Consider the following 26,928-nt stretch of genomic DNA (forward strand, 5'->3'; position numbering starts at 1 on the left):
TGCTGCCGGCGGTGGTCGTCAGGACGTCGAGGACGAAGAGCAGCCGCTCCAGGATGCTGGGCCTCCGTCGTGTCTCGGGCGGTCCCAGGAACTGCCAGGCCCAGCCCACGGCGATGGCGGCGACGCGCTGATCGTCGTACGCGCGACCGTGCTCGGCTTCACTGATGACCCGAAGCCGCTCCTTCTTCGGCAATTCGCCCCACCAGACTCTGGCCGAATCACCGACTGGAATCCGCTCCCGCAGCAGCACAAATACCCCCCGCGGCCGTTGGCCACCATCCACGGGCTCGACTCCCGATCAGCCGAGACTACGACCACTGGCTACCGCACACCACGCCGTAAGACCAACCGGCACATGGAGGTGCCGACCCGGACGGCCGATGCCGGACAATGGGCGGTATGCCCTCCGCACTTCCCGACGGCGAAGCCGTCCCCGCCGACGGGGCCCTGCCCGAGCACGCGCTGAGCGAGCTCGGGCAGCGGCCCTTCGGCTTCTACGTCCACGTCCCCTACTGCGCCACCCGCTGCGGTTACTGCGATTTCAACACCTACACCGCCACCGAGCTGCGCAGCTCCGGCGCGGTCGCCTCGCAGGACACGTACGCGGACAACCTGGTCGCGGAGATCCGGCACGCTCGGAAGGTCCTGGGTGACGCCGACCTGCCCGTGCGGACGGTGTTCCTCGGCGGCGGCACGCCCACCCTGCTGCCCGCCGCGGACCTGGTGCGGATGCTGGCGGCGATCCGGGACGAGTTCGGCCTGGCCGCGGACGCCGAGGTCACCACCGAGGCCAACCCGGAGTCCGTCGACCCGGCGTACCTCGCGGAGCTGCGCGCGGGCGGCTTCAACCGGCTGAGCTTCGGGATGCAGAGCGCCCGCCCGCACGTGCTGGACCTGCTCGACCGCAGGCACACCCCGGGCCGTCCCGAGGCGTGCGTCGCGGAGGCGCGCGCGGCGGGCTTCGAACACGTCAACCTCGACCTGATCTACGGGACGCCGGGGGAGAGCGACGACGACTGGCGTGCCTCCCTGGAGGCCGCGCTCGGCGCGGAGCCCGACCACGTCTCGGCGTACGCCCTGATCGTCGAGGAGGGGACCAGGCTCGCGGCCCGGATCCGGCGCGGCGAGATCCCCATGACCGACGACGACGTTCACGCCGACCGGTACCTGATCGCCGAGGAGCTGCTGAGCGCGGCCGGTCTGGACTGGTACGAGGTCTCCAACTGGGCGGCCCGGCCCGAGGCCCGCTGCCGCCACAACGAGCTGTACTGGACCGGCGCGGACTGGTGGGGCGCGGGCCCCGGCGCGCACAGCCATGTGGGCGGAGTGCGCTGGTGGAACGTCAAGCACCCGGCGGCGTACGCGCAGGCGCTGAGCGAAGGGCGCACACCCGCGCACGGCCGCGAGCGGCTCGGCGGCGAGGACCGCCGGGTCGAACGGGTGCTGCTGGAGCTGCGGCTGTCCGACGGCTGCCCGCTGGACCTGCTGCGCGAGGCCGGCCGCAAGGCAGCCGACCGCGCCCTGGCGGACGGGCTGCTCGCCCCCGAGCCGTACGCCGCCGGTCGCGCCGTCCTGACCCTGCGCGGACGGCTGCTGGCGGACGCGGTGGTACGCGACCTGGTGGACTGACGGGCACTGGCGGGCACTGGCGGACTGGCGTGCTCGGGTCGACTCCCGGGCTGAGGTCAGGTGGTGACGAAGTCGATCAGCTGCTCGACCCGGCCCAGCAGGACCGGGTCGAGGTCGCGGTAGGAGTCGACGGAGGCGAGGATGCGCCGCCATGCGGCGGGGGTGTTCACCGGCCAGCCGAGACGGCGGCAGACGCCTTCCTTCCACTCCTCGCCGCGCGGCACCTCCGGCCACGCCGCGATGCCCACCGACGACGGCTTCACGGCCTGCCAGACGTCGATGTAGGGATGCCCGACGACCAGCACGTCCGCGCCGCTGACCTGTTCGGCGATCCGCGACTCCTTGGAGCCGGGCACGAGGTGGTCCACCAGGACGCCCAGCCGTCGCCCCGGCTCCGGCGCGAAGTCGGCGACGATGGCGGGGAGGTCGTCCACGCCCTCCAGGTACTCCACGACGACGCCCTCGATCCGCAGGTCGTCGCCCCAGACCCGCTCCACCAGCTCGGCGTCGTGGCGTCCCTCCACATAGATCCGGCTCGGCAGCGCCACCCGGGCCCGCGCGCCCGGGACGCCCACCGAGCCCGACGCGGTGCGGGCCGGGGCCACCGGGACCGGCGGAGCGACGGCCGCCGGGCGGACCAGCGTGACCGGCCGACCGTCCAGCAGGAAGCCGCTCGGAGTCATCGGGAAGACCCGCAGCCTGCGGTTCCGGTCCTCCAGGGTGACCGTGAAACCCTCCGCCGTCTTCTCGCAGCGCACCACCGCGCCGCAGAATCCGGTCGTCACCTCCTCCACCACCAGGTCCCGCTCGGCGGGCACCTCGGGGGCGGGGGTGCTGCGCTTCCAGGGCGGGGTGAGGTCGGCGCTGTACGAGCGGGGCGGCGGGGTCACAGGCCGGGCGCTCCCCAGACCGGGAACCAGCGGGTCAGATCCTGCTCGACCCGCAGGTCGTCGCCGATCATCGCCTTGATCTGCAGCTCCAGTGCGTTGTCGCGCTTCTCGCCACCCTGCGGCATCGGCGCGAACGGGTAGAAGGTGCCGCGCTTGTAGAGGTAGACCAGAGCGAGCCGACGCCCCTGGGTGTCGGTGAAGTTCACCAGCGAGCAGAGCAGTTGCGGGCCGAAGCCGTTGCTCTCCAGCGCCGTGTTCACCGCGTGCACATCGCTGACCAGGGAGACGACGTCGTCCGCGGCATGGCGCGAGGTCAGCCAGGTGTAGCCGTACGAGTCGCGGGTCGACTCGATGGGACTGTGTCCCCCAGCCGCGGCCCCCCGTTCGGTGTCCATGTCCAGCAGTGCCTGCACGTCCTGCTGCACCTGCGCGAACGCGCCGCCCTCGGCGGCGGCGAAGCAGACCGAGCCGACGCCGGTCGGGGTGAACCCGGCCGCCGCCTGCAGGGTGATCGCGGCGGACGGCAGGCCGAAGAGCTGGTCGAGGTCCGGCTTGACGGGCTTGGTACGGCCGAGCAGGGCGTCAAGGAAGCCCATGGTTGCTCCTCAGGAAGGCACAGACAGGGTCGAAGGCACAGGGGGTCAGGGACGGCGGTCAGGAACGGCCGAGCTCGGCCGAGATCTTGCCGAGCTGCTCCAGACGCTGCTGCAGCGAGGGGTGCGTCGAGAACGCCTGGCTCGCCATCTCCTTCGCCGAGATCGCCGGGGCGAAGTAGAAGGCGTTGAAGGGCTGCGCCCGGCGCAGGTCCTGGGTCGGGATCGCGGCCATCTGCCCGGTGACCTTGGTCAGCGCGGAGGCCAGCGCCGAGGGGCGGCCGGTCAGCAGCGCCGCCGAGCGGTCGGCCGACAGCTCGCGGTAGCGGGACAGCAGCCGGGTCAGCAGGAAGCTGATGGCGTAGACGACCGCGCTGACGCCGATCACGATCAGCATCACCATGCCGGTGCTGTCGTCCCGGCTGTCCCGGCGGTCGAAGCCGCCGAACAGGCCGAACTGCACTCCCACCCGGGTGATGATCCCGGCGAGCACGCCGAGGAAGCCGGCGATGGTCATCACCGCGACGTCCTTGTGCGCCACGTGCGAGAGCTCGTGGGCGAGCACGCCCTCCAGCTCCTCCGGCTCCAGGCGGCGCAGCAGGCCGGTGGTGACGCACACCACAGCGTTCTTCTCGTTGCGGCCGGTGGCGAAGGCGTTGGGGATGTCGCTCTGGGCGACGGCGACCCGCGGCTTCTGCATGTCGGCGAGCGCGCACAGCCGGTCCACGGTCCCGTGCAGCTCGGGGTATTCCTCGGCGGTGACCTCATGGGCGCCCATGCTGAAGGTCGCGATCTTGTCGCTGAACCAGAACTGGGCGATGAAGAGACCGCCTGCGACCACGGCGATGATCGGCCAGGCTCCCTTGAGAACCACCAGCAGGACACCGACGAAAACGACATACAGCAGGCCGATGAAGAACATCGTCGCCAGCATCCGGCTCGTCAAGCCCTTATCCGGTGCAAAGCGTGTCCTGGCCATGGCCCCTCCTCAAAGTGTGCCTTCTCCAGCAATTCTGCCCTGTCGGGCCTACCCACAGGTACGTATGGGGGGGCCCAGCCGTTCCGGACCCGTACCCTCGCGCCTTACACTGGCCGAACGGGTATTGGCACTCCTGCATCCAGAGTGCCAGAACCGGAAGGATGTTGGACCGGGAGTACCCGAGCAGACCGCCAGGCAGGAGGTGCGTGCCCCGTGAACGAGGAGCGCAAGCTCGACGACCGCAAGCTGGCAGTGCTGCGTGCCATCGTCCAGGACTACGTGGGCACCGAGGAGCCGGTCGGCTCCAAGGCGCTCGTGGAGCGGCACAATCTGGGCGTGTCGCCCGCCACCGTGCGTAACGACATGGCGACGCTCGAGGACGAGGGCTACATCCACCAGCCGCACACCAGTGCCGGCCGGGTGCCGACCGACAAGGGCTACCGGCTGTTCGTGGACCGGCTGACCGAGGTCAAGCCGCTGTCCGGAGCCGAGCGCCGGGCCATCGGCAGCTTCCTCGACCACGCCGTCGACCTCGACGACGTGGTGGCCCGCACGGTGCGGCTGCTCGCGCAGCTGACCCGGCAGGTCGCCGTGGTCCAGTACCCCTCGCTCTCCCGCTCCACGGTCCGGCATGTCGAGCTGGTGGCACTCACCCCGAACCGGGTGATGCTGGTGCTGATCACCGACACCGGACGGGTCGAGCAGCGGCTCATCGACTGCCCCTCGGCGGTCGGCGAGACCGTCCTCGCCGACCTGCGCAGCAGGTTGAACACCCGTGCGGCGAACCAGCGGTTCGCCGAGGTGCCGACGCTGCTCCAGGACCTTCCGGAGGCGTTCGAACGTGAGGACCGGGGCGCGGTCGCGGCCGTGCTCACCGCGCTTTTCGAGGCCCTGGCGGAGCAGACCGAGGAGCGGATCGTGATCGGCGGCTCGGCCAACCTGACCCGCTTCCCGCACGACTTCCCGCTCACCATCGCCCCCGTGCTGGAGGCGCTGGAGGAGCAGGTGGTCCTGCTGAAGCTGCTCGGGGAGACGGCCGACGCGGGCATGATGGTCCGGATCGGTCATGAGAACGCCTACGAGGGACTGAATTCAACGTCGGTCGTGTCGGTGGGTTACGGTTCGGGCGACGAGACCGTCGCCAAACTGGGCGTGGTCGGACCGACGCGGATGGACTACCCGGGCACCATGGGCGCCGTCCGGGCGGTGGCAAGATACGTCGGCCAGATCCTGGCTGCCTCATAACGACCCAGCAGTGTCGGGAACGTCGGCGCGAACGGAAGCAAGCGGAGCATTTTGGTGGCCACGGACTACTACGCGGTACTCGGCGTCCGGCGTGACGCGGGTCAGGACGAGATCAAGAAGGCGTTCCGCCGACTGGCGCGCGAACTCCACCCTGACGTCAATCCTGACCCGAAGACCCAGGAGCGGTTCAAGGAGATCAACGCCGCTTACGAGGTCCTCTCGGACCCGAACAAGCGGCAGGTCTACGACCTGGGCGGCGACCCGCTGTCGACGAACGGCGGCGGCGCGGGCCCCGGCGGCTTCGGCGCGGGCGCGGGCTTCGGCTTCAGCGACATCATGGACGCCTTCTTCGGCGCGGCCGGCGGCCAGCGCGGACCGCGGTCGCGCACCCGACGCGGCCAGGATGCGATGATCCGCATCGACATCGACCTCGAAGAGGCCGCGTTCGGCACCACCAAGGACATCCAGGTCGACACCGCCGTCGTCTGCACCACCTGCAACGGCGAGGGTGCGGCCCCCGGCACCTCGGCGCAGACCTGTGACATGTGTCGCGGTCGCGGTGAGGTGTCACAGGTCACCAGGTCCTTCCTGGGCCAGGTCATGACCTCCCGCCCCTGCCCGCAGTGCCAGGGCTTCGGCACGGTCGTGCCCACCCCCTGCCCCGAGTGCGCCGGCGACGGCCGGGTCAGGGCCCGTCGCACCCTCACCGTGAAGATCCCGGCCGGTGTCGACAACGGCACCCGGATCCAGCTCGCCGGTGAGGGCGAGGTCGGCCCCGGCGGCGGCCCCGCCGGCGACCTCTACGTCGAGATCAGCGAGAACGCCCACTCCACCTTCCAGCGCCGCGGCGACGACCTGCACTGCACCGTCACCCTGCCGATGACGGCGGCCTCCCTCGGCACCAAGGTGCCGCTGGAGACCCTGGACGGGACGGTCGAGATCGACGTCCGGCCCGGAACGCAGTCGGGCCAGTCCATCCCGCTGCACTCGCGCGGCATCACCCACCTGCGCGGCGGCGGTCGCGGCGACCTGATAGTGCACGTCGAGGTGCAGACACCCAACAAGCTCGACGCCGAGCAGGAGGAGCTGCTGCGGCGGCTCGCCAAGCTGCGCGGCGAGGAGCGGCCGAAGGGCACCTTCGCCCCCGGCCAGCAGGGGCTGTTCTCGCGTCTGAAGGACGCCTTCAACGGCCGGTCGTGATCAGCTCGGAGCTGTAGCTCGGAGCTGGAGAGAGTAAGCAGGTACGTCGTGACAGCCCCCGTGTTCGTCGTGGAGACGGCGCAGCTCGCGCCCGGCCGTGCGGCCGTGGGCGCGGTCGTCCGCCTGGACGGCGCGGAGGGCCGCCACGCCGTGGCCGTACGGCGGCTGACCGTTGGCGAGCCGGTGGTGCTGACGGACGGCGCGGGCAGCGGCGTGTCCGGCGCCGTCGTCGGTGTTGTCGGCAAGGACGTGCTGGAGGTCCGGGTGCAGGCGGTCCTTGCCGAGCCCGAGCCCCACCTGCGGGTCGTCGTGGTCCAAGCGCTGCCCAAGGGCGACCGGGGCGAGCTCTCGGTCGAGCTGATGACCGAGGTCGGGGTGGACGAGGTCGTGCCCTGGGCGGCCTCGCGCTGCATCACCCAGTGGAGGGGCGAGCGGGGAGCGAAGGCGCTGGGCAAGTGGCGGGCCACGGCCCGTGAGGCCGGCAAGCAGTCCCGGCGGCTGCGCTTCCCCGTGGTGCGGGACGCCATGAGCACCCGGCAGGTCGCCGAACTGCTCGCAGGCGCCGCGCTCGGCGCGGTGCTGCACGAGGAGGGCTCGTTGCCGCTGGCCTCCGCCCCGCTGCCGGCGAAGGGCGACCTGGTGCTGGTCGTCGGCCCCGAGGGCGGGGTGTCCCCGGACGAGCTGGAGCGCTTCGCCGAGGCCGGGGCGGCCCCCTACCGGCTCGGTCCCTCGGTGCTGCGGACCTCCACGGCGGGGGTCGCCGCCGGGGCGCTGCTGCTCGGTCGTACCGGTCGCTGGGGCTGACGGCCTGGGGAGCGACCGGGCGGTGGGCGCCCGAGCCCTGTCGCCCCCAGGCCGTCAGCCACAGCTGATCCGCTGGGAGCGGAAACTTCTGTCGCACGGTAAGTGGTGACAGCTAGGGTGACGGCGTGACAGACGCTGACAGCTACCTCCGTTACCCCCATATCCACGCTGACCTGGTCACCTTCGTGGCCGAGGACGACATCTGGCTGGCTCCCCTGGCGGGCGGCCGGGCATGGCGGGTGACCGCCGACCAGGTGCCGGTGACCCGGCCCCGGTTCTCGCCCGACGGCACCCTGCTCGCCTGGACCTCTACCCGTGACGGCGCGCCCGAGGTGCATGTCGCGCCCGTCGACGGCGGCCAGGCACGGCGGTTGACGTACTGGGGCAGCGCACAGACGGCGGTGCTCGGCTGGACGCCCGCGGCGGGCGGTACGGGTTTCGACGTCCTCGCGCTCAGCTCGGTCGGGCGGATGTCGCGGGCCCACCCGTGGGCGTTCGCGGTGCCGCTGGACGGCGGCCCGGCCCGGGAGCTGCCCTATGGTCGGGTCGGCGGGGTCGCGGCGGAGCCGGAGGGGGAGCGCGTGCTGCTCTCGTCCGCCGGGATGGGCCGCGAGCCCGCGCACTGGAAGCGCTACCGGGGTGGCACGGCGGGGAAGTTGTGGCTGGGCGTCGAGGGCGACTTCGCGCGCGTGCACGCGGACGTGGACGGAAACCTGGACTCTCCGATGTGGGTGACAGGGGGTGCGTCACGGAGTGACCCCCTCGGGGGTGGTGGTCGGGCGACGGGTGGGCGGATCGCGTTTCTGTCGGACCACGACGGCGTCGGCCAGCTGTGGTCCAGCCTGCCGGACGGCTCGGACCTGCGGCGGCACAGCGACCACGAGTTCTACGCCCGGAACGCCGCCACCGACGGCACCCGCGTCGTCTACCACAGCGCCGGGGAGCTGTTCCTGGTCGACGATCTGACGGACGCCCGGCCGCGCCGTCTGGACGTCCGCCTCGGCGGACCGCGCACCGGCCGCCAGCCGTACCCGGTCAGCGCGGGACGCTACCTGGGGGCGGTCTCACCGGACGGGGACGCGCGCTCCAGCGTGATCGAGGTACGCGGGACCATCCACCGGGTCACCCACCGCGACGGACCGGCGCGCACCCTGTCGGCCACGCCTGGGGTGCGCAACCGCATGCCCCAGGCGCTCCCTGACGGAGCGTCGGTGTGGGTCACCGACGCCGAGGGCGAGGACGGCCTGGAGTTCTCCGACGGCCGCCGCGTCGCCGTCGGCAGCCTCGGCCGGGTCGAGGAACTGGCCACCTCACCGGACGGCACCTGGGTCGCAGCCGCCAACCGGGACGGCCTGGTCCTGCTGGTGCAGGTCGACACCGGCGGCATCCGCGAGCTGGACCGCAGCGGAAACGCCCAGGCCAGCGGCCTCGCCTTCTCGCCGGACTCGCAGTGGCTGGTCTGGTCCCACTCGCTCAGCTCGGAGGAGAGCCCGCGCCAGCTCAGGCTCGCCCGCCTCGCGGACGGCACGGTCACCGAACTGACCTCGCCCCGCTTCACGGACTACGCGCCGACGTTCACCACCGACGGCAAGCACCTCGCCTTCCTGTCGGTGCGCGACTTCGACCCGGTGTACGACGAGCAGGTCTTCGACCTGTCCTTCCCGATCGCCTGCCGCCCCTACCTGCTGACTCTGGCGGCGGACACGCTGTCCCCGTTCGGCCCGCAGCCTCAGGGCCGGGCCCTCGGCAAGGGCGGCGACCAGGGTGAGGGCAAGGGCGGCGACAGGGACAGCACTCACGGCGACGCGAACGGCGACGCGAGAGGCGACGCCGAGACCCCGGAGGCGTCCGGCCCCGCCGAGACCCGGCTCGACCTGGAGGGCCTCGCCGACCGCATCGTCCCCTTCCCGGTGCCGAGCGGCCGTTACGCGCGGCTGCGGGCCGTCAAGGGCGGCGTGGTGTGGCAGGAACGCCCGCTCACGGGCGAGCTCGGCAACGCCAGGGCGACCCCGGACGAGAAGCCGGGGCGCAGCAGCCTGCACCGCTTCGACTTCGGCACCCGCCGGGCCGAGACCCTGGTCGAGGCCCTCGACGGGTTCGAGGTCTCCGGTGACGGCAGCCGGCTCGCCGTCGTGGACCGGGACGAACTGCGGATCGTCCCGGCCGACCGCAAGGCGGGAAAGGACGATCCGGACGACGTGGTCACCGTGGACCTCTCCCGGGTGCGCGTCACGGTCGAGCCCGCCGCCGAGTGGCGGCAGATGTTCGACGAGACCGCGCGACTGATGCGGGACAACTTCTGGCGGGTCGACCTCGGCGGCCTGGACTGGGTCGCCGTGCAGCGCCGCTACCGGCCGCTGGTGGAACGGGTCGGCAGCCACAGCGACCTGGTGGACCTGCTCTGGGAGCTCCAGGGCGAGCCGGGCACCTCGCACGCCTACGTCCAGCCGGCGAGGTCCGGGCCCGCCGCGAACCGCCGTCAGGGCCTGCTCGGCGCGGACCTCGCCCGCGCCGCCGACGGCGTGTGGCGGGTCGTGCGAGTGCTCCCCGGCGAGTCCTCCGACCCGGCCGCCCGCTCGCCGCTCGCGGCCCCCGGGGTCAGCGTCCGCGCCGGGGAGTCGGTCCTCGCCGTGGACGGCCGACCGGTGGACCCGGTCACCGGGCCCGCGCCGCTGCTCGTCGGCACGGCGGGCAAGCCGGTCGAACTGACCATCGGCCAGGCCGACGGGGACGCGGTGCGCACGGTCGTGGTGATCCCACTGGCGGACGAGGAGCCGCTGCGCTACCACGACTGGGTCGCGGGTCGTCGCGCGTACGTTCGTGAGCACTCCGGCACCCGCCTCGGCTACCTGCACGTGCCCGACATGGTTGCCAACGGCTGGGCGCAGATCCACCGCGACCTGCGGACCGAGATGCTGAGGGAGGGCCTGGTCGTCGACGTCCGGGAGAACCGCGGCGGCCACACCTCCCAGCTGATCATCGAGAAGCTGAACCGCCGGATCATCGGCTGGGATGTCGTCCGCGGCTGCACCCCGATCCCCTACCCGGTGGACGCGCCCCGCGGCCCGCTGGTCTCGGTCGCGGACGAGTTCTCGGGCTCGGACGGCGACATCGTCAACGCCGCCTTCCAGGCCCTGAAGCTCGGCCCGGTCGTCGGCGTCCGCACGTGGGGCGGCGTCGTCGGGATCGACGGTCGCTACGGCCTGGTCGACGGCACCGGTGTGACCCAGCCGCGCTACGCCTTCTGGCTGGAGGGCTACGGCTGGGGCGTGGAGAACCACGGCGTCGACCCGGACGTCGAGGTGGTCTGCACCCCGCAGGACTGGGCGGCGGGCCGCGACCCGCAGCTCGACGAGGCGATCCGGATCGCGCTCGCCGCGCTGGAGGAGACCCCGGCGGCGACCCCGCCGAGCATCCCCGACCTGTAGCGGGGGCCAGAGGGGTGGGCCGCTGCCGCCTGGCGGCGGCCCACCCCTCCGCCGGTACGATACGACGACACCAGCGACCATGTGCGGGTCTGTTTCGGGCCGCAGCCGAGGAGATGACGACGTGTCGGGAGAGCCGCAGGCGGACTGCCTGTTCTGCAGGATCGTGGCGGGCGAGATCCCGGCCACCGTGGTGCGGGAGACCGAGTCGACGCTCGCGTTCCGCGACATCAACCCGCAGGCGCCCACCCATGTGCTGGTGATCCCCAGGGCTCACTACCCCAATGCCGCCGCGCTCGCCGACGCCGACCCGGCGCTGGCCGGGACCGTGCTGGCCGAGGCGGGGCGGGTGGCCGAGGACGAGAAGGTCGCGGAATCTGCCGGCGGCGCGGGCTACCGTCTGATCTTCAACACCGGCAGGGGCGTCGGACAGACCGTGTTCCACGCACACGTCCACGTCCTCGGTGGAGCGGACGGCCTGCGCGAGAGGCTGGTCTGAGCCGGGCTTCACCGAGAATCGGCCGCAGGAGAGGCGCTGATGCAACGCGAGCTCGTGGTGCTGGGGACGGCCAGTCAGGTCCCCACCCGGCACCGCAACCACAACGGCTACCTGCTGCTCTGGGACGGCGAGGGCCTGCTTTTTGACCCCGGCGAGGGCACCCAGCGGCAGCTGCTGCACGCCGGTGTGAGCGCTCACGCCATCACCAGGATCTGCGTCACGCACTTCCACGGGGACCACTGCCTGGGCCTCCCGGGGGTGATCCAGCGGATCAACCTGGACCGGCCGCCGCACCCCGTCACCGCCTACTACCCGGCGTCGGGGCAGCACTGGTTCGAGCGTCTGAGGCACGCCAGCGCCTTCCACGAGACCGTGGAACTGAGGCAGGAGCCGATCAGCGGGACGAGCGAGCTCAAGGCGCCGGGCGCGCCCTTCGCCCTGGAGGCGGTGGCCCTGTCGCACCCGGTCGAGTCCTTCGGCTACCGGGTCACCGAGCCGGACGGGCGGCGGATGCTTCCCGAGCGGCTGGCCGCACTCGGCGTCACCGGGCCCGCCGTCGGACAGCTCCAGCGTGTCGGCGCGGTCGCCCTCGGCGAGGGGAGGACGGTGACTCTCGACCAGGTCAGCGAGCTGCGACGAGGCCAGAGCGCGGCCTTCGTGATGGACACCAGGCTGTGCGAGGGCGTCGCCCGACTCGCGGACGGGGTGGACCTGCTGGTGATCGAGGCGACCTTCCTGGAGGCCGAGCGGACCCTGGCCGAGGACCACGGACACCTCACCGCCGGGCAGGCGGCCCAGGTCGCGGCCGAGGCCGGCGTGCGGACGCTGGTCCTGACCCACTTCTCGCAGCGCTACCCGGACCTGTCCGGGCACCTCGACGAGGCGCGGCGGTACTTCGACGGCGAGATCGTGCTGGCGGAGGACCTGATGCGGGTGGCCGTCCCTGCGCGACGGCAGATCGAGCCGTCCCGAGAACAAGGCGGCGAGTGACGCGGAGAATCATGCGGTGACACCTGCTGCGACACATGCTGCGACACATGCTGCGACACATAAAAGGACTGGCGTCACTCGCGGCACGGGCGGACGATCGTTCTCTCCGGCCGTACCGTCCGTCGTACCCTTGTCAGACCACGCCCGAGAGGCTGGCGGACCCGATAGAGAGATGGGATGAGGCAGGCCCCAGGGCCGACCCATGACTTCTACGACACCACGCGCGAACAGCGTTCCTACTCCGGCACAGGATTCGACGCGGCCCCGGGCCCAGGCGAAGATCGTGATCCCGGAGAGCCACCCGATGGTGACCGTACTCGGCGCCGCGGACTCCCTCCTGAAGGTGATCGAGAAGGGCTTCCCGAGCCTGGACATCCACGCCCGGGGGAACGAGATCACCGCCACCGGCGACCGCGCAGAGACCCGCCTGGTCCAGCGCCTGTTCGACGAGATGATGCTGGTGCTGCGCACCGGCCAGCCCCTGACCGAGGACTCCGTGGAGCGTTCCATCGCCATGCTGCGCAAGGCTGCCGAGGACCCGACCAGCCCGGAGGGCTCCGACAGTCCGTCGTCGGTGTTCACCGCCAACATCCTGTCCAACCGCGGACGCTCGATCCGCCCCAAGACGCTCAACCAGCAGAACTACGTCGACGCCATCGACCGCCACACCATCGTCTTCGGGATCGGCCCCGCCGGTACCGGCAAGACGTACCTGGCGATGGCCAAGGCGGTGCAGGCACTGCAGGCCAAGCAGGTCACCCGGATCATCCTGACCCGCCCGGCGGTCGAGGCGGGGGAGCGGCTCGGCTTCCTGCCCGGCACGCTCTACGAGAAGATCGACCCGTACCTGCGCCCGCTGTACGACGCGCTGCACGACATGATCGACCCCGACTCGATCCCGCGGCTGATGGCCGCGGGCACGATCGAGGTCGCTCCGCTCGCCTACATGCGCGGGCGCACGCTCAACGACGCGTTCATCATCCTGGACGAGGCACAGAACACCAGTGCCGAGCAGATGAAGATGTTCCTCACCCGGCTCGGCTTCAACTCCAAGATCGTGGTGACCGGCGACGTCACCCAGATCGACCTGCCGGGCGGTACCGTCAGCGGGCTGAACATCGTCCAGGAGATTCTGGCCGATGTCGACGACATCCACTTCAGCCGGCTGACCAGCCAGGACGTCGTGCGCCACAAGCTGGTCGGCAAGATCGTCGATGCCTACGGCCACTACGACGCGAAGCAGAGCGTCAACCACAGGACCCAACCCGCCCGACAGTCCCGACAGCCCCGACGCACCGAAAGCTGACATGTCGATCGACATCAACAACGAGTCCGGCACGGAGATGGACGAGCAGGCGATCCTGGACGTCGCCCGCTTCGCCCTGGACCGGATGCGGATCCACCCTCTCTCCGAACTGTCCGTGATCGTCGTCGACGCGGAGGCCATGGAGGCGCTGCACATCCAGTGGATGGACGAGCCCGGACCGACCGACGTGATGTCGTTCCCCATGGACGAGCTGCGTCCCGGCAAGGAGGACGAGGAGCTGCCGCAGGGCCTGCTCGGCGACATCGTGCTGTGCCCGGAGGTGGCGACCAGTCAGGGCAAGGCCAACGGGCACTCCATGGACGCCGAGCTGCAACTGCTCACCGTCCACGGAGTGCTGCACGTCCTCGGCTACGACCACGAGGATCCGGACGAGGAGCGGGAGATGTTCGGGCTGCAGAAGCGCATCCTGGACGACTGGCGCGCCGCACGCGGTGAAACCGGACCGTCCCCCGCCCCGACGACCCGCTGAGCGCGACCCCGTGAGCGGCAGTCCGAAATGAGCAGTTCGACATGAGTGGCAGTAGTACCGGCTTTCTCGTCGTCGCCGTCCTCCTCGTGATCCTCGCGTGGCTGGCGGCCTGTGCGGAGGCGGGCATCTCCCGGGTGTCCCGCTTCCGCGCCGAGGAGGCCCTCCGGCACGGACGGCGGGGCGCGGGGCGGATGCTCACCCTCGCCAGCGACCCGATCCGCTACCTCAACCTGGCCACGCTGATCCGGGTCACCTGCGAGATGGCCGCGGCCGTCCTGGTGACCGTGGTCTGCGTCCGCTCCTTCCACGAGACCTGGCAGGCGGTGCTGGTCGCCATCGGCGCGATGGTGCTGGTGTCCTTCGTCGCCGTGGGCGTCTCGCCGAGGACCATCGGCCGCCAGCACCCCATGAACGTGGCCACCGCAGCCTCCGTGGTGCTGCTGCCACTGAACCGCATCCTCGGCCCCATCCCCCGCCTGCTGATCCTGCTCGGCAACGCGCTCACCCCGGGCAAGGGCTTCCGCGAGGGCCCGTTCGCGTCCGAGGCGGAGCTGCGGGCGCTGGTGGACCTCGCCGAGAAGGACTCGCTGATCGAGGACGAAGAGCGCCGCATGGTGCACTCGGTCTTCGAGCTCGGCGACACCATCGTCCGCGAGGTGATGGTGCCGCGCACCGACCTGGTGATGATCGAGCGCGAGAAGACGGTCCGGCAGGCGCTGACCCTGGCGCTGCGCAGCGGCTTCTCCCGGATGCCGGTCGTCGGCGAGAACGAGGACGACGTGGTCGGCATCGTCTACCTCAAGGACCTGGTGCGCCGCACCCACGTCAACCGCGAGGCCGAGGCGGAGCCGGTCAGCGCGGTGATGCGGCAGGCCACCTACGTCCCCGACAGCAAGCCCGTCGCCGACCTGCTGCGGGAGATGCAGCGCGACCGCATCCATGTCGCGGTCGTCATCGACGAGTACGGCGGGACGGCCGGCCTGGTCACCATCGAGGACATCCTGGAGGAGATCGTCGGCGAGATCACCGACGAGTACGACCGCGAGGCCCCGCCGGTCGAGCCGCTCGGGAACGGTGCGTACCGGATCACCGCGCGGCTGCCGGTGGAGGAGCTCGGCGAGCTGTTCGGCATCGAGCTGGAGGACGAGGACGTGGAGACCGTCGGCGGTCTGCTCGCCAAGGCCCTCGGCCGGGTGCCGATCCCCGGCTCCGGCATCGAGGTGCCGGTGCCGGAGGGGGACGAGCTGCCGATCAGCGCCATCCGGCTGACAGCGGAGAGCACCGCGGGCCGGCGCAACCGCATCGGGACGCTGCTCGCCGAGCCGGTGCCGCGCAGGCGGCGGCGCGGTGAGGACGCCCGCACCCGGGGCGAGGAGGGCGACGAGGAGCGCCCGGAGTCGGACTGACGGGCCATACCCGAATGCGCGCCGCTCCGCTTGGCTCCAAGGCGGTAGTGACCTGAGCCGTGCTCCAGTGATAGGGCTTGTCCGGTCTGCCGATCGCACTACTACCGCCGGGAGCTCCCTTCATGACCACCGCCCCCTCGCTGCCGACCCTGACCGAGTCCGCCGCCCTGCTCCAGCCCGAACTGGCCGCGCTGCGCCAAGCCCTGCACCGGGAGCCGGAGATCGGGCTGGACCTGCCGCTGACCCAGGCGAAGATCCTGGCCGCGCTGGACGGGCTGCCGCTGACCGTCACGCTGGGCGGGAAGCTCAGCTCGGTCACGGCGGTGCTCCGGGGGGCGAAGCCCGGGCCGACGGTGCTGCTGCGGGGCGACATGGACGCGCTGCCGGTGCACGAGACCAGCGGCCTGCCGTACGCCTCGACCGTCCCGGGCGCGATGCACGCCTGCGGCCACGACCTGCACGTCGCGGTCCTCGCGGGGGCGGCGCGGCTGCTCGCCGAGCGGCGCGAGACCCTCGCCGGTGACGTGGTGTTCATGTTCCAGCCGGGGGAGGAGGGGAAGGGAGGCGCGAAGGTGATGATCGAGGAAGGGCTGCTCGACGCGAGCGGCTCCACGCCAGTCGCCGCCTACGCGCTGCACGTGGCCTCCGCCATGCCGAGGGGCCAGGTGCTCTGCCGCCGCGGTCCGATCATGGCGGCGGCCGACACCCTGACCGTCACCATGCGCGGCCGCGGCGGCCACGGCTCCGCGCCGCACGCCGCGCTCGACCCGGTGCCCGCCGCCTGCGAGGCGGTGCTGGCGCTGCAGACCATGGTGACCCGCCGCTTCGACGCCTTCGACCCGGTCGTCGTCACGGTCGGCACCTTCCACGCCGGGACCATCAACAACGTCATCCCGGACGACGCCTTCTTCGAGGCCACCGTGCGCTCCTTCTCGCCCGAGGCCCGGGAGCGGGTGCGGGAGGAGTCGCTCCGCGTCGTGCGCGGCATCGCGGCGGCGCACGGCCTGGAGGTCGACGCCGAGTACGAGGACCTCTACCCGGTCACCGTCAACGACGTGGCGGAGGCCGACTTCGTCGCCACCACCGCGCGCGAACTTCTGGGCGAGGAGCGCTATGTGACGATGCCTCAGCCACTGGCTGGAGCTGAGGACTTCTCGTACGTCGGGGAACTGGTCCCCTCCGGGTACTTCTTCCTCGGCGCGTGCGCGGAGGGCAAGGACCCGGCCACCGCGCCCTACAACCACTCGCCGGAAGCCGTCTTCGACGACTCGGTGCTGGCGGACGGCGCGGCGCTGCTCGCCGAGCTGGCCCTGCGCAGGCTCGCCGCCGCTCCTATCGGCGAAGAGCGCTGACGGCCGCCTCGAGCTGCCGCAACGGGTCGGGGCCGACCGGCCGCAGTACCACCGTGTCGGCTCCGGCCGCCCACAGCTCGCGCACCCGGGCGGCCGCCGTGGCGGCCGGTCCGGTGGCGGCGAACATCTCGGCGACCGGTCGGTCCATCCACTCGGCCTGGGGGCCGATGACCGGCGCCAGGGTGGCCCGCAGCCGTTCCGGGTCGTCCTCGACGCAGAGGAAGGTGAACACGGTCAAGCTGTGCGGGGTCGGGACCGCCGCCTCCGCCCGGCCCTTGGCGATGTGCGCGAGGGCCGCGGCCAGGTCGTCCGGGCCGTGGCCCTCCGCGATCAGCGTGCCGTCGGCGACCCGCCCCGCCAGCTCCAGCGAGCGCGGGCGCACCACCCCGGCGATCACCGGCGGTACGACGGTCGGCGGATGCACCAGCCGGACAGCGTCCAGGTGCACCTCCCGGCCGTCGACGGTCACCTCCTCGCCTCGCAGCAGCCCGCGCACGGCGGTCACCGTCTCCTCCAGTAGCGCGAGCGGGCTGCGCGGCGCCGCGCCGACCTTCGCCATCCACTCGGCGACCCCGTGCCCGATCCCCGCCGTCAGCCGATCCGGGAACATCCGCGCCAGAGCGGCGAGCTCCATCGCCAGCAGCGCCGCGTTCCGCAGCGGCGCGGGGGCGATCCCGATGCCCACCCGCAGCCGCTCGGTCACCGCGAGCGCCGCAGCGGCGGACGCGACCGATCCGGCCCACTCCAGATCCTCGACCACCCACAGGTCGTCCACCCCCAGCGCTTCCGCAGCCCTCGCGAACCCGGGCAGCCCCTCCGGCACAGAGGCACGGTCATACATCACGCCGATCCGATGACGAGTCATGCGCGCACGCTACCCACCGCCGGAAGCATTTACGACCGGGGGAGCGACAGGGCTGGGGCGCCCACCGTCCGGCACCTCCGCTCGCCGCGTTGCCGACTCCGACATCAGCGGCCGGCGCCGCGGGCCCTGTCGCTCCCCAGGCCGTTGTCAATGGCCGTCAACTCGCCGGGATCCGAGCCGCGGTGAGTCCGGAAGTCACTCGCCGGATGTTGGCAGTCAGCGAAGGGGCTCTGTCAGGATTCAAGCCGGATGGCCAAAGCCGGATCTTCGGCTGAACCAGGCCACGAGTCTAAGGAGTTCGGGCGATGGAGCAGGCAGAGCGGCTCAAGTGGAACCAGTAGATCATCGAGGAGTTCAGGGCGAACGAGGGGGTGGTGGGCGGCCAGTTCGAGGGATCGCTGCTGCTCCTGCTGACCACCACGGGCGCCCGGACCGGTGAGTCGTGGACGATGCCGCTCGCGGGCATGGTGGACGGCGACAGCTGGGTGGTCTTCGCCGCCAACGGGGGCCGGCCGACCCGCCCGGGTTGGTACCACAACCTGCGCGCCGACCCGAAGGTGACGGTCGAGGTCGGCACGGAGACGTTCACGGCCGTGGCGACCTTCGCCGAGGGCGAGGAGCGGGACCGGCTGTGGACCAAGCGCATCGAGCTGGCGCCGTTCATGGCGGACTTCCAGGCCACCGCGCCCGGCCCCATCCCGGTGGTCGTCCTGACCAGGCAGGACCGGGCCGTATCCTCGGACGCATGAGCGACAGCGACCTCACGGCGGGCCTGGACCCAGAAGACAAGAAGATCATCACCTTGGCGCGGTCCGTCCGCGCCCGCAACGGCGTGTCCGAGGGTGCGGCCGTACGGGACGAGACCGGGCGCACCTATGTCGCCGGGACCGTCTCGCTGGAGTCGCTGACGCTCAGCGCGCTGCAGACGGCCGTGGCGATGGCCGTGGCCAGCGGCGCCAAGGGACTGGAGGCGGCAGCCGTCGTCAGCGAGGCGAGCGAGCTCGCCGCCGCCGACCTCGCGGCGGCGCGGGACCTCGGCGGCGCGGGCACCCCCGTGCTGCTGGCCGGCCCGGACGGCTCGCTGCGGCTGACGGCCGAGGCGCACTGAGACCGCGCTTCGACCGCCGTCTTCGGATGGACGTCTTGCCTTCCGCCCCGACCCGACTAGGGTCGGGGCGGAACTGCTGGGGGGATCCGAGGGGGAGGGATGCTGTGGGGGGCATAGGTTTTATCGCGGCCGTCCTGTTCGTGCTCATGGGGATGGGCCACTGGCAGGAGACCAGGAGCCCCGGTTGGCTGGCGGCCTCGATCGTGGTGGCCCTGTTCACCGTCGTCGGCGGGCTCGGCTCACTCTTCAAGCGCGGGAAGTAGCCGGGCGCTCGCCCGTTCGGAAGATCCGCTCCGCCTGCGGTGACCGTGCCGATCCCCGCCATGGGGGAGAATGGTCGCCATGAGCTCTCGCCCCACCCAGCAGTCCGCCAGGCCCATCGCCGACGACGCCGCCTCCCAGGGGGCCCGCCCGCACCGGTCGGGCTTCGCCTGCTTCGTCGGGCGGCCCAACGCGGGTAAGTCCACCCTCACCAACGCCCTGGTCGGTATCAAGGTCGCGATCACCTCCGACCGGCCGCAGACCACCCGGCACACCGTCCGGGGCATCGTGCACCGCCCCGACGCGCAGCTGATCCTCGTGGACACCCCCGGCCTGCACAAGCCGCGCACGCTGCTGGGCGAGCGGCTCAACGACGTGGTCCGGTCGACCTGGGCCGAGGTCGACGTCATCGGCTTCTGCGTCCCCGCGGACCAGAAGCTGGGCCCGGGCGACAAGTTCATCGCCAAGGAGCTCGCCGGGATCAAGCGCACCCCCAAGGTCGCCATCGTCACCAAGACCGACCTGGTGGACTCCAAGCAGCTCGCGGAGCAACTGATCGCGCTGTCGCAGCTGGGCGCCGAGCTCGGTATCGACTGGGCCGAGATCGTCCCGGTGTCCGCCGTGGGCGACACGCAGGTGGAGCTGCTCGCTGACCTGCTGGTGCCGCTGCTCCCCGAGGGCCCGCTGCTGTATCCGGAGGGGGACCTCACCGACGAGCCGGAGCAGGTCATGGTCGCGGAGCTGATCCGCGAGGCCGCGCTCGAAGGCGTACGGGACGAGCTTCCGCACTCGCTCGCCGTGGTCGTCGAGGAGATGCTGCCGCGCGAGGGCCGCCCCGAGGGCAAGCCGCTGCTGGACATCCACGCCAACGTCTACATCGAGCGCCAGAGCCAGAAGGCCATCGTGATCGGCGCCAAGGGGGCGCGGTTGAAGCATGTGGGCACAGTGGCGCGCCGGCAGATCGAGGCGCTGCTCGGCACCCCGGTCTACCTGGACCTGCACGTCAAGGTCGCCAAGGACTGGCAGCGCGACCCCAAGCAGCTTCGCAAGCTCGGTTTCTGACGCCCAGCCCTGCCCTGCCCAGCCCGCTCGGTCCAGCCCACTCCAGCCCCGCCTCAGCCTCGCGCGAGCGGCTTCATGGTGCGTACGGTCGCCGGAGCCGGGCACACCTTCCACCGGGACGACTTCACGACCTCGCTGGAAGGCTGGATCCGAGTATGGGCAGCACCGACACCACCCCCACCGACCACCAGCGGGCCCAGGCCGTCGAGGCGGCCCTCGGCAAGCTGGACCTGGCGGCCAAGGTCGCCCTGCTCGCCGGGGCCGACAGGTGGTCGCTCCCGGCCAACGAGGACATCGGCCTCGGACGGCTCGTCATGTCCGACGGCCCGGCCGGAGTACGCGGCGAGTACTGGACCGCCGAGGACCCCTCCATCGCCATCCCCTCGCCGACCGCGCTGGCCGCCACCTGGGACCTCGACCTGGCCCGCCGCACCGGCGGTCTGCTCGCCCAGGAGGCACGCCGCAAGGGCGCGCACGTCGTCCTCGCACCGACCGTCAACCTGCACCGCAGCCCGCGCGGCGGACGCCACTTCGAGGCGTACTCCGAGGACCCGTTCCTCACCGGCGAGATCGGCGCGGCCCTGGTGGGCGGCGTCCAGGACGGCGGCGTGGCGACCACGCCCAAGCACTGGGTCGCCAACGACTCCGAGACCGAGCGCTTCACCGTGGACGTGCTGGCCGACGAGCGCACCCTGCGCGAGCTCTACCTCGCGCCGTTCGAGGCGATCGTCCGCAAGGCCCGCCCATGGGGCCTGATGGCCGCCTACAACCAGGTCAACGGCCACAGCATGAGCGAGCACGACGAGCTCAACAACCGTGTGCTGCGCGAGGAGTGGGGGTTCGACGGGATCCTCGTCTCGGACTGGACCGCAGCGCGTGACACCGTCAGGAACGCCCTCGCCGGCCTCGACGTCGCCATGCCGGGACCGGTCACCGTCTACGGGGAGCGGCTGGTCGCCGCCGTCCGCGACGGCCGGGTCCCCGAGGAGACGGTGGATGACCTCGCCCGGCGGGTGCTGCTCCTCGCCGCGCGGGTCGGACTCCTCGCCGACGCCCCCGCCGTTGTCACCGTTACGCCTGACCGGATCGACGGCGAGGCGCTGGCCCGCGAGGTCGCCGCCCGCTCGTTCACCCTGGTCCGCAATGACGGCATGCTGCCGCTCAGTACGGAGCTCGGCTCGGTCGCCCTGATCGGCGCGGCCGCCGCGGAGGTCCGGATCGGTGGCGGCGGCAGCGCGAGGGTCTTCCCCACCCGGGTGGTCAGCCCGCTGGAGGGGCTGCGCGCGGGGCTGCAGCCCAGCACCGCGCTCAGCTACGCGGTGGGCGCGGACCCACGCACCCACGTTCCGCCCTTCGCCGAGCCGCTGCGCGCGGAGCTGCTGGGCCGCGACGGCGAGCACCTGGCCTCGGCCTCGCTGCCGGACGGCGACGTCCGCTGGCTGGGCCGGCTCCCGGAGGGCGTCGGCTTCGACGTGCTCGGCGGCGTGCTCGCCACCGGCACGCTCGTCCCGCGGGTCACCGGCGTGCACAGGCTCGCGATCCGGGGCGCGGGGAGATTCCGGCTGGAGGCGGACGGCGCGGTGCTGTTCGACGGTGTCGTGGAGTTCGAGGGCACCGACCCGGGCGGGGCCTTCCTCAACCCGCCGGAGGCCGTCTTCGAACTCGACCTGCCGACCACCGCGCCGGTCGAGGTGAGGCTGCGGCACACCCTCTCGCCCGGCTCCGGCTTCGCCGGGTTCGGCCTGGTGTCGTTCTCCCTCGGCCACGCCGAACCGGTCGGCACCGCTGACGAGTTGATCGACGAGGCGGTTGCCGTGGCTGCCGCCGCGGATGTCGCCGTGGTCGTCGTGGGGACCACCGACGAGGTCGAGAGCGAGGGCGTCGACCGCGACCGGCTCTCCCTGCCCGGACGCCAGGACGAGCTGGTCGCCCGGGTCGCCGCGGTCAACCCGCGCACGGTCGTCGTCGTCAACGCGGGCGCGCCGGTGCTGATGCCCTGGCGTGACGACGTCGCGGCGGTGCTGCTGACCTGGTTCCCCGGCCAGGAGGCGGGCGCGGCCCTGAGCGACGTGCTGCTCGGCTTCAGCGAGCCGGGCGGCCGTCTGCCCACCACCTGGCCCGCCGACGAGGCGGACTGCCCGGTCTGGGAGGTGGAGCCGACGGACGGCCGGCTCGCCTACGACGAGGGCCTGTTCATCGGTTACCCGGCATGGCAGCGGCGCGCGTCGGCGGAACCGGCGTACTGGTTCGGGCACGGCCTCGGCTATACCGACTGGGCCTACGAGGGCCTGGACGTGCGGCTGCGCGACGACGTCTCCGTCGACCCAGGCGTCTCCGTCGACCCAGGCGTCTCCGCCGCCCCAGGCGTCTCCGCCGCCCCCGGCGCCGACGACGATCCGTACGCGGTCCGTGCCGAGGCCGTCGTCCGGGTACGCAACACCGGCGCCCGGCCGGGTCGCGAGACCGTCCAGGTCTACCTGGCGCCGGACGGTGCGGACCGGTCCCGTCCCGACCGCAGGCTCGCCGGCTTCGCAGTGGTCTCGGCGGAGCCGGGCCAGGTAGCGGAGGCCCGCGTGCCCCTGCCGCTGCGCGCGTTCCAGACCTGGGGCCCGAACGGCTGGGCGCTGCGCCCCGGCAGCTACGCGGTGGAGGCCGGCCGCAGCGCCGCCGACCGCCCGCTGACCGTCGCCCTCGACGTGCCCGCCGCAGGCTGACCCGCCGCGTCTGCGGTCACCCGCCCTGGGACAGGACCAGGGCGATCAGGTTGCGTTGGCTGGCTGTGAGTTGGGGGTCGGCGCAGTGGCCGGTGGCGCGGTCGTCGAGGGTGATCGCGTAGTGGTAGCCGGCGGGTATGCCGAAGGTCGGCGTGCGGGTGCAGGCGCCGACCGCTTCCCTGGCCAGGGCGTGGACGTGGGGGGCGTCCGGCCGCCCCTGGGTGTCGAGGACGGCGCGGTACTCGTCCGCGAGGACGCCGCCGGAACGGGTCACCTGGATACGCATGGTGTCCAGTCTGCTCCGCAGAGTGGTGGTTGCGACAGGTCCGCGGGATCAAGGTCCTGTCTCAATGGGCGGAACGTCCGTGGGTTCTGCTGTGTCCAGCGGCGACGCTGGGTTACTGTGGCTCCATCATGCGTACCGGGCTGCTGCTTCTTAGCTGCCGCGGCGAGGGCCTGTAGTACACACCGCAGAGTGTGGAACTGGCCGACTCCCTCGCCGCGGGGACTCGTGCTGTGCGCTTCTTGCTTGCCGCAGTCGTCGGCCGTCGGTCCTCAGTCATCGACAGCCCACCCACCTCAGGGAGCATGAGACCCATGTCCGACACCCAGCGCGCGAACCCCGGCCGGCCCTTCGTCGAGCGGCCCACGCCCGTCACCGCCGCCTCCGTCCGCCAGCAGCCCTCGGGAATGCCGTTCCAGCGCTACGTACCCTTCGGCACGGTGGACCTGCCCGACCGCACCTGGCCCAGCAAGGTCATCAGCAAGGCCCCGCGCTGGCTGTCCACCGACCTGCGGGACGGCAACCAGGCACTGATCGACCCGATGTCCCCGGCGCGCAAGCGGGCCATGTTCGATCTGCTGGTGCGCCTGGGCTACAAGGAGATCGAGGTCGGCTTCCCCTCCTCCGGCGCCACCGACTTCGACTTCGTGCGCTCCATCATCGAGGAGGGCGCGATTCCCGAGGACGTCACCATCAGCGTCCTGACGCAGGCCCGCGAGGAGCTGATCGAGCGCACCGTCGAATCGCTGGTCGGTGCGCCCCGGGCGACCGTGCACCTGTACAACGCGACCGCGCCGCTGTTCCGCCGGGTGGTGTTCAAGGGCTCCAAGGACGACGTCAAGCAGATCGCCGTGGACGGCACCCGCCTGGTCATGGAGTACGCCGAGAAGCTGCTGACGCGCTCGTCGTCGGGTGCCGAGACCGTCTTCGGCTACCAGTACTCGCCGGAGATCTTCATCGACACCGAGCTGGACTTCGCGCTGGAGGTGTGCGAGGCGGTCATGGACGTCTGGCAGCCCGGCGAGGGCCGCGAGATCATCCTGAACCTGCCGACCACGGTGGAGCGCTCCACACCGAACGTCTACGCCGACAAGATCGAGTGGATGTCGCGCAACCTGTCCCGCCGCGAGTTCATCGCGCTGTCCACCCACCCCCACAACGACCGGGGCACCGGCGTGGCCTCCGCGGAGCTGGCCCTGATGGCAGGCGCCGACCGGGTCGAGGGGTGTCTGTTCGGGCAGGGCGAGCGAACCGGCAACCTGGACCTGGTCAACGTCGGCATGAACCTGTTCTCGCAGGGTGTCGACCCGATGATCGACTTCTCGGACATCGACGAGATCCGCCGCACCTACGAGTACTGCAACCAGATGGTCGTCCCCGAGCGCCACCCCTACGCCGGCGACCTGGTCTACACGTCCTTCTCCGGATCGCACCAGGACGCGATCAAGAAGGGCTTCGACGCCCTGGAGGCGGACGCCGCCGCAGCGGGGCACCCGGTCGGCGAGCACACCTGGGGCGTGCCGTACCTGCCGATCGACCCGAAGGACGTCGGCCGTTCCTACGAGGCCGTCATCCGCGTCAACAGCCAGTCCGGCAAGGGCGGCATCGCCTATGTCCTGAAGAACGACCACAAGCTGGACCTGCCGCGCCGGATGCAGATCGAGTTCTCCCGGATCATCCAGGCGAAGACCGACGCCGAGGGCGGCGAGGTCACCCCCGCGCAGATCTGGGCCGCTTTCGAGGACGAGTACCTGCCCACCCCGGGCGACGCCTGGGGCCGCATCCAGCTGGGCGCCTACCGGCTCGGCAGCACCCCCGAGGGCAAGGACGCGATCAGCGTCCAGGCCGTCGTGGACGGCACGCCGGTCGAGCTGGCCGGAGTCGGCGACGGCCCGATCGACGCCTTCTTCGCCGCGCTGGCCTCGATCGGCATCGACGCCCGCCTGCTGGACTACGTCGAGCACACCATGAGCCAGGGCTCGGGCGCCCAGGCCGCCTCCTACTGGGAGTGCGCCGTGGACGGCAAGGTGCTGTGGGGCGTCGGTATCGACACCAGCATCGTGCTGGCGTCGATCAAGGCCGTCGTCAGCGCCGTCAACCGGGCGCAGCGCGGCTGACACCCGCAGTTCGCATCCGCAGCACCCCGGTGGCTCCTCGCTGTTCAGCGAGGGGCCACTGTGTTCTGGGACACAATTTTTTGATCTGTCGGCCGTCGGGGGTACTGACAGGGCGTCATTGCGCGTGGCAGCATCTGTGCAACCGACAGTGGAGTCGGTGGGGCAGAGGGAGTGGCCGTGACACAGCTAGTGGCCCCCAAGCTTGTTGAGCTGCGCGCCCGGTGGCGTACCGAGTCGCTCGGGGAGTTCTTCTGCCTGGGCTGCGGCGGCGACCGCAACTACCGCCGCCAGAGCGGGCGCAGATGGCTGCGGCTGCTGGGCCTGCCGGTGCTGCCGCTGGGCGACGCCGGGACGACCCTGCAGTGCACCGCCTGCCGCGCCCGCTACGGGCTGGACGCACTGGAACGGCCCACCTCGGCCAATCTGCTGGTGATGCTGCGCACCGCGCAGTACACCATCGCCCTCGCCGTCCTCGCCGCCGGCGGCACCGCCCGTGCGGCCCGCGACGCGGCTGTGGGCGTGATCCACGAGGCCGGCCACCCGGAGCTGGACGAGCCCCAGGTCCTGGCCGCGCTCGCCGCACTGACCGGCGGCGACGAGGAGCTCGGCGAGCTGTACGGCTGCGGCAGCGGCCTCGCCATCGAGCTGCACACGGCGCTGGAGCCGCTCGCGGCGCACCTCGCCGAGCCCGGCCGGGAGCGGCTGCTGCTCCAGGGCGCCTGGATCGCTCTCGCGGACGGCCCCTACCGCCCCGCCGAGCGGGAGGCGCTCCGGGCCGCCGGCAGCTGCCTCAAGCTCGGCCCCGAGCAGATCGACGCCACGCTGGAGGCGGCGGCCCGGCAGCCGCACTCCTGAACGCCTTCTTGGCCGACCTGGCCGACCTGGCCGACTGAACGTTCGCGTCGGGGACTGTCGGTCCCGTACGCGAGAATGGGCCGCATGAGTCTGTTCCGCGACGACGGGGTGGTGCTGCGCACCCAGAAGCTGGGCGAGGCGGACCGCATCATCACGCTGCTCACCCGGCAGCACGGCCGGGTGCGCGCCGTCGCCCGCGGAGTGCGCCGGACCAAGTCCAAGTTCGGCGCGCGGCTGGAGCCCTTCTCGCATGTCGACGTGCAGTTCTTCTCCCGGGGCGAGGAACTCGTCGGCCGCCACCTGGCGCTCTGCACCCAGGTGGAGACGATCACCCCGTACGGCAGCCGGATAGTCGACGACTACGGCCGCTACACCGCTGCGACGGCGATGCTGGAGACCGCCGAGCGCTTCACCGAGAACGAGGGCGAGCCCGCCGTCCAGCAGTACCTGCTGCTGATCGGGGCGCTGCGCACGCTCGCCTCCGGCGAGCACGACGCACCGCTGGTGCTGGACGCCTTCCTGCTCCGCTCGCTGTCGGTCAACGGCTACGCGCCCTCCTTCGGTGACTGCGCCAAGTGCGGACTGCCCGGGCCGAACCGTTTTTTCTCCGTGCAGACCGGCGGCGCCCTCTGCCCCGACTGCCGGGTGCCGGGCAGTGTCGTACCCTCCCCTGAGACACTGGAACTCCTGGGCGCGCTGCTGTCCGGGGACTGGGCGACGGCCGACGCCTGCGAACCGCGCCACTGCCGTGAGGGCAGCGGACTGGTCGCGGCGTACGTCCAGTGGCACCTGGAGCGGGGCCTGCGCTCGCTCAAGTACGTGGATCGCTGAACCGACTGTGGAGAACGAGAAGCT

The 26,928-nt window shown here is 71.8% G+C and carries 25 protein-coding genes; 19 read left to right on the forward strand and 6 right to left on the reverse strand.

The window, feature by feature from the left end; genetic code table 11:
* Positions 1-193: hypothetical protein (locus tag ABIA33_RS16370; RefSeq protein WP_370082070.1), on the reverse strand; the 193-nt coding region annotated here is incomplete at its 3' end.
* 206 nt (positions 194-399) lie between these two features.
* Here ABIA33_RS16370 and hemW point away from each other — a divergent pair.
* Positions 400-1,629 (forward strand): radical SAM family heme chaperone HemW, encoded by a 1,230-nt coding sequence (gene hemW, locus ABIA33_RS16375; protein WP_370082072.1) that lies wholly within the window; start codon positions 400-402, stop codon positions 1,627-1,629.
* A 56-nt stretch (positions 1,630-1,685) separates the two neighbouring features.
* Here the strand turns inward: hemW and ABIA33_RS16380 are convergent, their stop codons facing one another.
* From ABIA33_RS16380 to htpX, 3 genes are read right to left on the reverse strand one after another with little or no spacing between them, the layout of a single operon-like run.
* Positions 1,686-2,519 (reverse strand): DUF3097 domain-containing protein, encoded by an 834-nt coding sequence (locus ABIA33_RS16380; RefSeq protein ID WP_370082074.1) that lies wholly within the window; start codon positions 2,517-2,519, stop codon positions 1,686-1,688.
* Positions 2,516-3,115: a hypothetical protein gene (locus ABIA33_RS16385; RefSeq protein ID WP_370082076.1), complete on the reverse strand. Its 600-nt coding sequence runs from the start codon at positions 3,113-3,115 to the stop codon at positions 2,516-2,518. The genes ABIA33_RS16380 and ABIA33_RS16385 overlap by 4 nt, the downstream gene beginning before the upstream one ends.
* Positions 3,116-3,173: 58 nt before the next feature.
* Complete coding sequence (gene htpX, locus ABIA33_RS16390) at positions 3,174-4,091, reverse strand: zinc metalloprotease HtpX (protein ID WP_370082078.1); 918 nt, start codon at positions 4,089-4,091, stop codon at positions 3,174-3,176.
* 213 nt (positions 4,092-4,304) lie between these two features.
* Here htpX and hrcA point away from each other — a divergent pair, with 213 nt between their 5' ends.
* The 10 genes from hrcA to ABIA33_RS16440 all read left to right on the forward strand — a co-directional run bounded on the left by hrcA (position 4,305) and on the right by ABIA33_RS16440 (position 16,808).
* Complete coding sequence (gene hrcA / locus ABIA33_RS16395; protein WP_370082080.1) at positions 4,305-5,336, forward strand: heat-inducible transcriptional repressor HrcA; 1,032 nt, start codon at positions 4,305-4,307, stop codon at positions 5,334-5,336.
* 54 nt (positions 5,337-5,390) lie between these two features.
* Positions 5,391-6,536 (forward strand): molecular chaperone DnaJ, encoded by a 1,146-nt coding sequence (gene dnaJ / locus ABIA33_RS16400; RefSeq protein WP_370082082.1) that lies wholly within the window; start codon positions 5,391-5,393, stop codon positions 6,534-6,536.
* A 48-nt stretch (positions 6,537-6,584) separates the two neighbouring features.
* Positions 6,585-7,340 carry a 16S rRNA (uracil(1498)-N(3))-methyltransferase gene (locus tag ABIA33_RS16405; RefSeq protein WP_370082084.1) on the forward strand — a complete coding sequence of 252 codons (756 nt, stop codon included), beginning with the start codon at positions 6,585-6,587 and terminating at the stop codon, positions 7,338-7,340.
* Between the two features lie 125 nt (positions 7,341-7,465).
* Complete coding sequence (locus ABIA33_RS16410; protein ID WP_370082086.1) at positions 7,466-10,768, forward strand: PDZ domain-containing protein; 3,303 nt, start codon at positions 7,466-7,468, stop codon at positions 10,766-10,768.
* Positions 10,769-10,889: 121 nt separating this feature from the next.
* A complete protein-coding gene (locus tag ABIA33_RS16415; RefSeq protein ID WP_370082088.1) occupies positions 10,890-11,264 on the forward strand; it encodes a histidine triad nucleotide-binding protein in 375 nt (124 codons plus the stop codon).
* 36 nt (positions 11,265-11,300) lie between these two features.
* On the forward strand, positions 11,301-12,254 hold the full coding sequence (locus ABIA33_RS16420) for a ribonuclease Z (RefSeq protein ID WP_370082491.1): 954 nt from the start codon (positions 11,301-11,303) through the stop codon (positions 12,252-12,254).
* Positions 12,255-12,456: 202 nt separating this feature from the next.
* Positions 12,457-13,560 carry a PhoH family protein gene (locus tag ABIA33_RS16425; RefSeq protein WP_370082090.1) on the forward strand — a complete coding sequence of 368 codons (1,104 nt, stop codon included), beginning with the start codon at positions 12,457-12,459 and terminating at the stop codon, positions 13,558-13,560.
* A gap of 1 nt (position 13,561) precedes the next feature.
* Positions 13,562-14,050 (forward strand): rRNA maturation RNase YbeY, encoded by a 489-nt coding sequence (gene ybeY, locus ABIA33_RS16430; RefSeq protein ID WP_370082092.1) that lies wholly within the window; start codon positions 13,562-13,564, stop codon positions 14,048-14,050.
* Between the two features lie 41 nt (positions 14,051-14,091).
* Positions 14,092-15,456, forward strand: coding sequence for a hemolysin family protein (locus ABIA33_RS16435; protein ID WP_370082094.1), 1,365 nt, complete (start codon positions 14,092-14,094; stop codon positions 15,454-15,456).
* A 122-nt stretch (positions 15,457-15,578) separates the two neighbouring features.
* The gene (locus tag ABIA33_RS16440) at positions 15,579-16,808 is read left to right on the forward strand and encodes a M20 family metallopeptidase (RefSeq protein WP_370082096.1); all 1,230 of its coding nucleotides are present in this window, start codon (positions 15,579-15,581) and stop codon (positions 16,806-16,808) included.
* Here the strand turns inward: ABIA33_RS16440 and ABIA33_RS16445 are convergent.
* Positions 16,789-17,673, reverse strand: a complete 885-nt coding sequence (locus ABIA33_RS16445; RefSeq protein WP_370082098.1) for an LLM class flavin-dependent oxidoreductase — start codon at positions 17,671-17,673, stop codon at positions 16,789-16,791. The two genes, ABIA33_RS16440 and ABIA33_RS16445, sit on opposite strands and share 20 nt — an antisense overlap.
* A 374-nt stretch (positions 17,674-18,047) precedes the next feature.
* Here ABIA33_RS16445 and ABIA33_RS16450 point away from each other — a divergent pair, with 374 nt between their 5' ends.
* From ABIA33_RS16450 to ABIA33_RS16470, 5 genes are all read left to right on the forward strand, one after another.
* Complete coding sequence (locus ABIA33_RS16450; RefSeq protein WP_370082100.1) at positions 18,048-18,422, forward strand: nitroreductase/quinone reductase family protein; 375 nt, start codon at positions 18,048-18,050, stop codon at positions 18,420-18,422.
* On the forward strand, positions 18,419-18,781 hold the full coding sequence (locus ABIA33_RS16455; RefSeq protein WP_370082102.1) for a cytidine deaminase: 363 nt from the start codon (positions 18,419-18,421) through the stop codon (positions 18,779-18,781). Before ABIA33_RS16450 ends, ABIA33_RS16455 begins: the two co-directional genes overlap by 4 nt.
* A gap of 104 nt (positions 18,782-18,885) precedes the next feature.
* The gene (locus ABIA33_RS16460) at positions 18,886-19,044 is read left to right on the forward strand and encodes a hypothetical protein (protein WP_370082104.1); all 159 of its coding nucleotides are present in this window, start codon (positions 18,886-18,888) and stop codon (positions 19,042-19,044) included.
* A 70-nt stretch (positions 19,045-19,114) separates the two neighbouring features.
* Complete coding sequence (era, locus tag ABIA33_RS16465; protein WP_370082106.1) at positions 19,115-20,104, forward strand: GTPase Era; 990 nt, start codon at positions 19,115-19,117, stop codon at positions 20,102-20,104.
* A gap of 155 nt (positions 20,105-20,259) precedes the next feature.
* The gene (locus ABIA33_RS16470; protein ID WP_370082108.1) at positions 20,260-22,818 is read left to right on the forward strand and encodes a beta-glucosidase; all 2,559 of its coding nucleotides are present in this window, start codon (positions 20,260-20,262) and stop codon (positions 22,816-22,818) included.
* Positions 22,819-22,834: 16 nt separating this feature from the next.
* On the opposite strand, the gene ABIA33_RS16475 is transcribed toward ABIA33_RS16470, so the two are convergent.
* A complete protein-coding gene (locus ABIA33_RS16475; RefSeq protein ID WP_370082110.1) occupies positions 22,835-23,104 on the reverse strand; it encodes a hypothetical protein in 270 nt (89 codons plus the stop codon).
* A 311-nt stretch (positions 23,105-23,415) separates the two neighbouring features.
* Here ABIA33_RS16475 and leuA point away from each other — a divergent pair, with 311 nt between their 5' ends.
* The 3 genes from leuA (at position 23,416) to recO (ending at position 26,904) form a co-directional block, all read left to right on the forward strand.
* The gene (gene leuA / locus ABIA33_RS16480) at positions 23,416-25,218 is read left to right on the forward strand and encodes a 2-isopropylmalate synthase (protein WP_370082112.1); all 1,803 of its coding nucleotides are present in this window, start codon (positions 23,416-23,418) and stop codon (positions 25,216-25,218) included.
* A gap of 177 nt (positions 25,219-25,395) precedes the next feature.
* Positions 25,396-26,073: a TerB family tellurite resistance protein gene (locus ABIA33_RS16485; protein WP_370082114.1), complete on the forward strand. Its 678-nt coding sequence runs from the start codon at positions 25,396-25,398 to the stop codon at positions 26,071-26,073.
* Positions 26,074-26,157: 84 nt separating this feature from the next.
* A complete protein-coding gene (gene recO, locus ABIA33_RS16490; RefSeq protein ID WP_370082116.1) occupies positions 26,158-26,904 on the forward strand; it encodes a DNA repair protein RecO in 747 nt (248 codons plus the stop codon).
* Positions 26,905-26,928 lie beyond the last annotated feature (24 nt).

Origin of the sequence: Streptacidiphilus sp. MAP12-16 (assembly GCF_041262165.1) — a bacterium.
Lineage (GTDB): Bacteria > Actinomycetota > Actinomycetes > Streptomycetales > Streptomycetaceae > Streptacidiphilus.

Bases quoted from the DNA above. Each gene is read 5' to 3' on its own strand.
- ABIA33_RS16385 (WP_370082076.1), bottom strand. From the start codon at position 3,115: ATGGGCTTCCTTGACGCCCTGCTCGGCCGTACCAAGCCCGTCAAGCCG.
- htpX (WP_370082078.1), bottom strand. From the start codon at position 4,091: ATGGCCAGGACACGCTTTGCACCGGATAAGGGCTTGACGAGCCGGATG.
- era (WP_370082106.1), top strand. From the start codon at position 19,115: ATGGTCGCCATGAGCTCTCGCCCCACCCAGCAGTCCGCCAGGCCCATC.
- ybeY (WP_370082092.1), top strand. From the start codon at position 13,562: ATGTCGATCGACATCAACAACGAGTCCGGCACGGAGATGGACGAGCAG.
- recO (WP_370082116.1), top strand. From the start codon at position 26,158: ATGAGTCTGTTCCGCGACGACGGGGTGGTGCTGCGCACCCAGAAGCTG.
- hemW (WP_370082072.1), top strand. From the start codon at position 400: ATGCCCTCCGCACTTCCCGACGGCGAAGCCGTCCCCGCCGACGGGGCC.
- leuA (WP_370082112.1), top strand. From the start codon at position 23,416: ATGTCCGACACCCAGCGCGCGAACCCCGGCCGGCCCTTCGTCGAGCGG.
- ABIA33_RS16470 (WP_370082108.1), top strand. From the start codon at position 20,260: ATGGGCAGCACCGACACCACCCCCACCGACCACCAGCGGGCCCAGGCC.
- ABIA33_RS16440 (WP_370082096.1), top strand. From the start codon at position 15,579: ATGACCACCGCCCCCTCGCTGCCGACCCTGACCGAGTCCGCCGCCCTG.
- ABIA33_RS16455 (WP_370082102.1), top strand. From the start codon at position 18,419: ATGAGCGACAGCGACCTCACGGCGGGCCTGGACCCAGAAGACAAGAAG.
- ABIA33_RS16425 (WP_370082090.1), top strand. From the start codon at position 12,457: ATGACTTCTACGACACCACGCGCGAACAGCGTTCCTACTCCGGCACAG.
- ABIA33_RS16445 (WP_370082098.1), bottom strand. From the start codon at position 17,673: ATGACTCGTCATCGGATCGGCGTGATGTATGACCGTGCCTCTGTGCCG.
- ABIA33_RS16475 (WP_370082110.1), bottom strand. From the start codon at position 23,104: ATGCGTATCCAGGTGACCCGTTCCGGCGGCGTCCTCGCGGACGAGTAC.
- ABIA33_RS16435 (WP_370082094.1), top strand. From the start codon at position 14,092: ATGAGTGGCAGTAGTACCGGCTTTCTCGTCGTCGCCGTCCTCCTCGTG.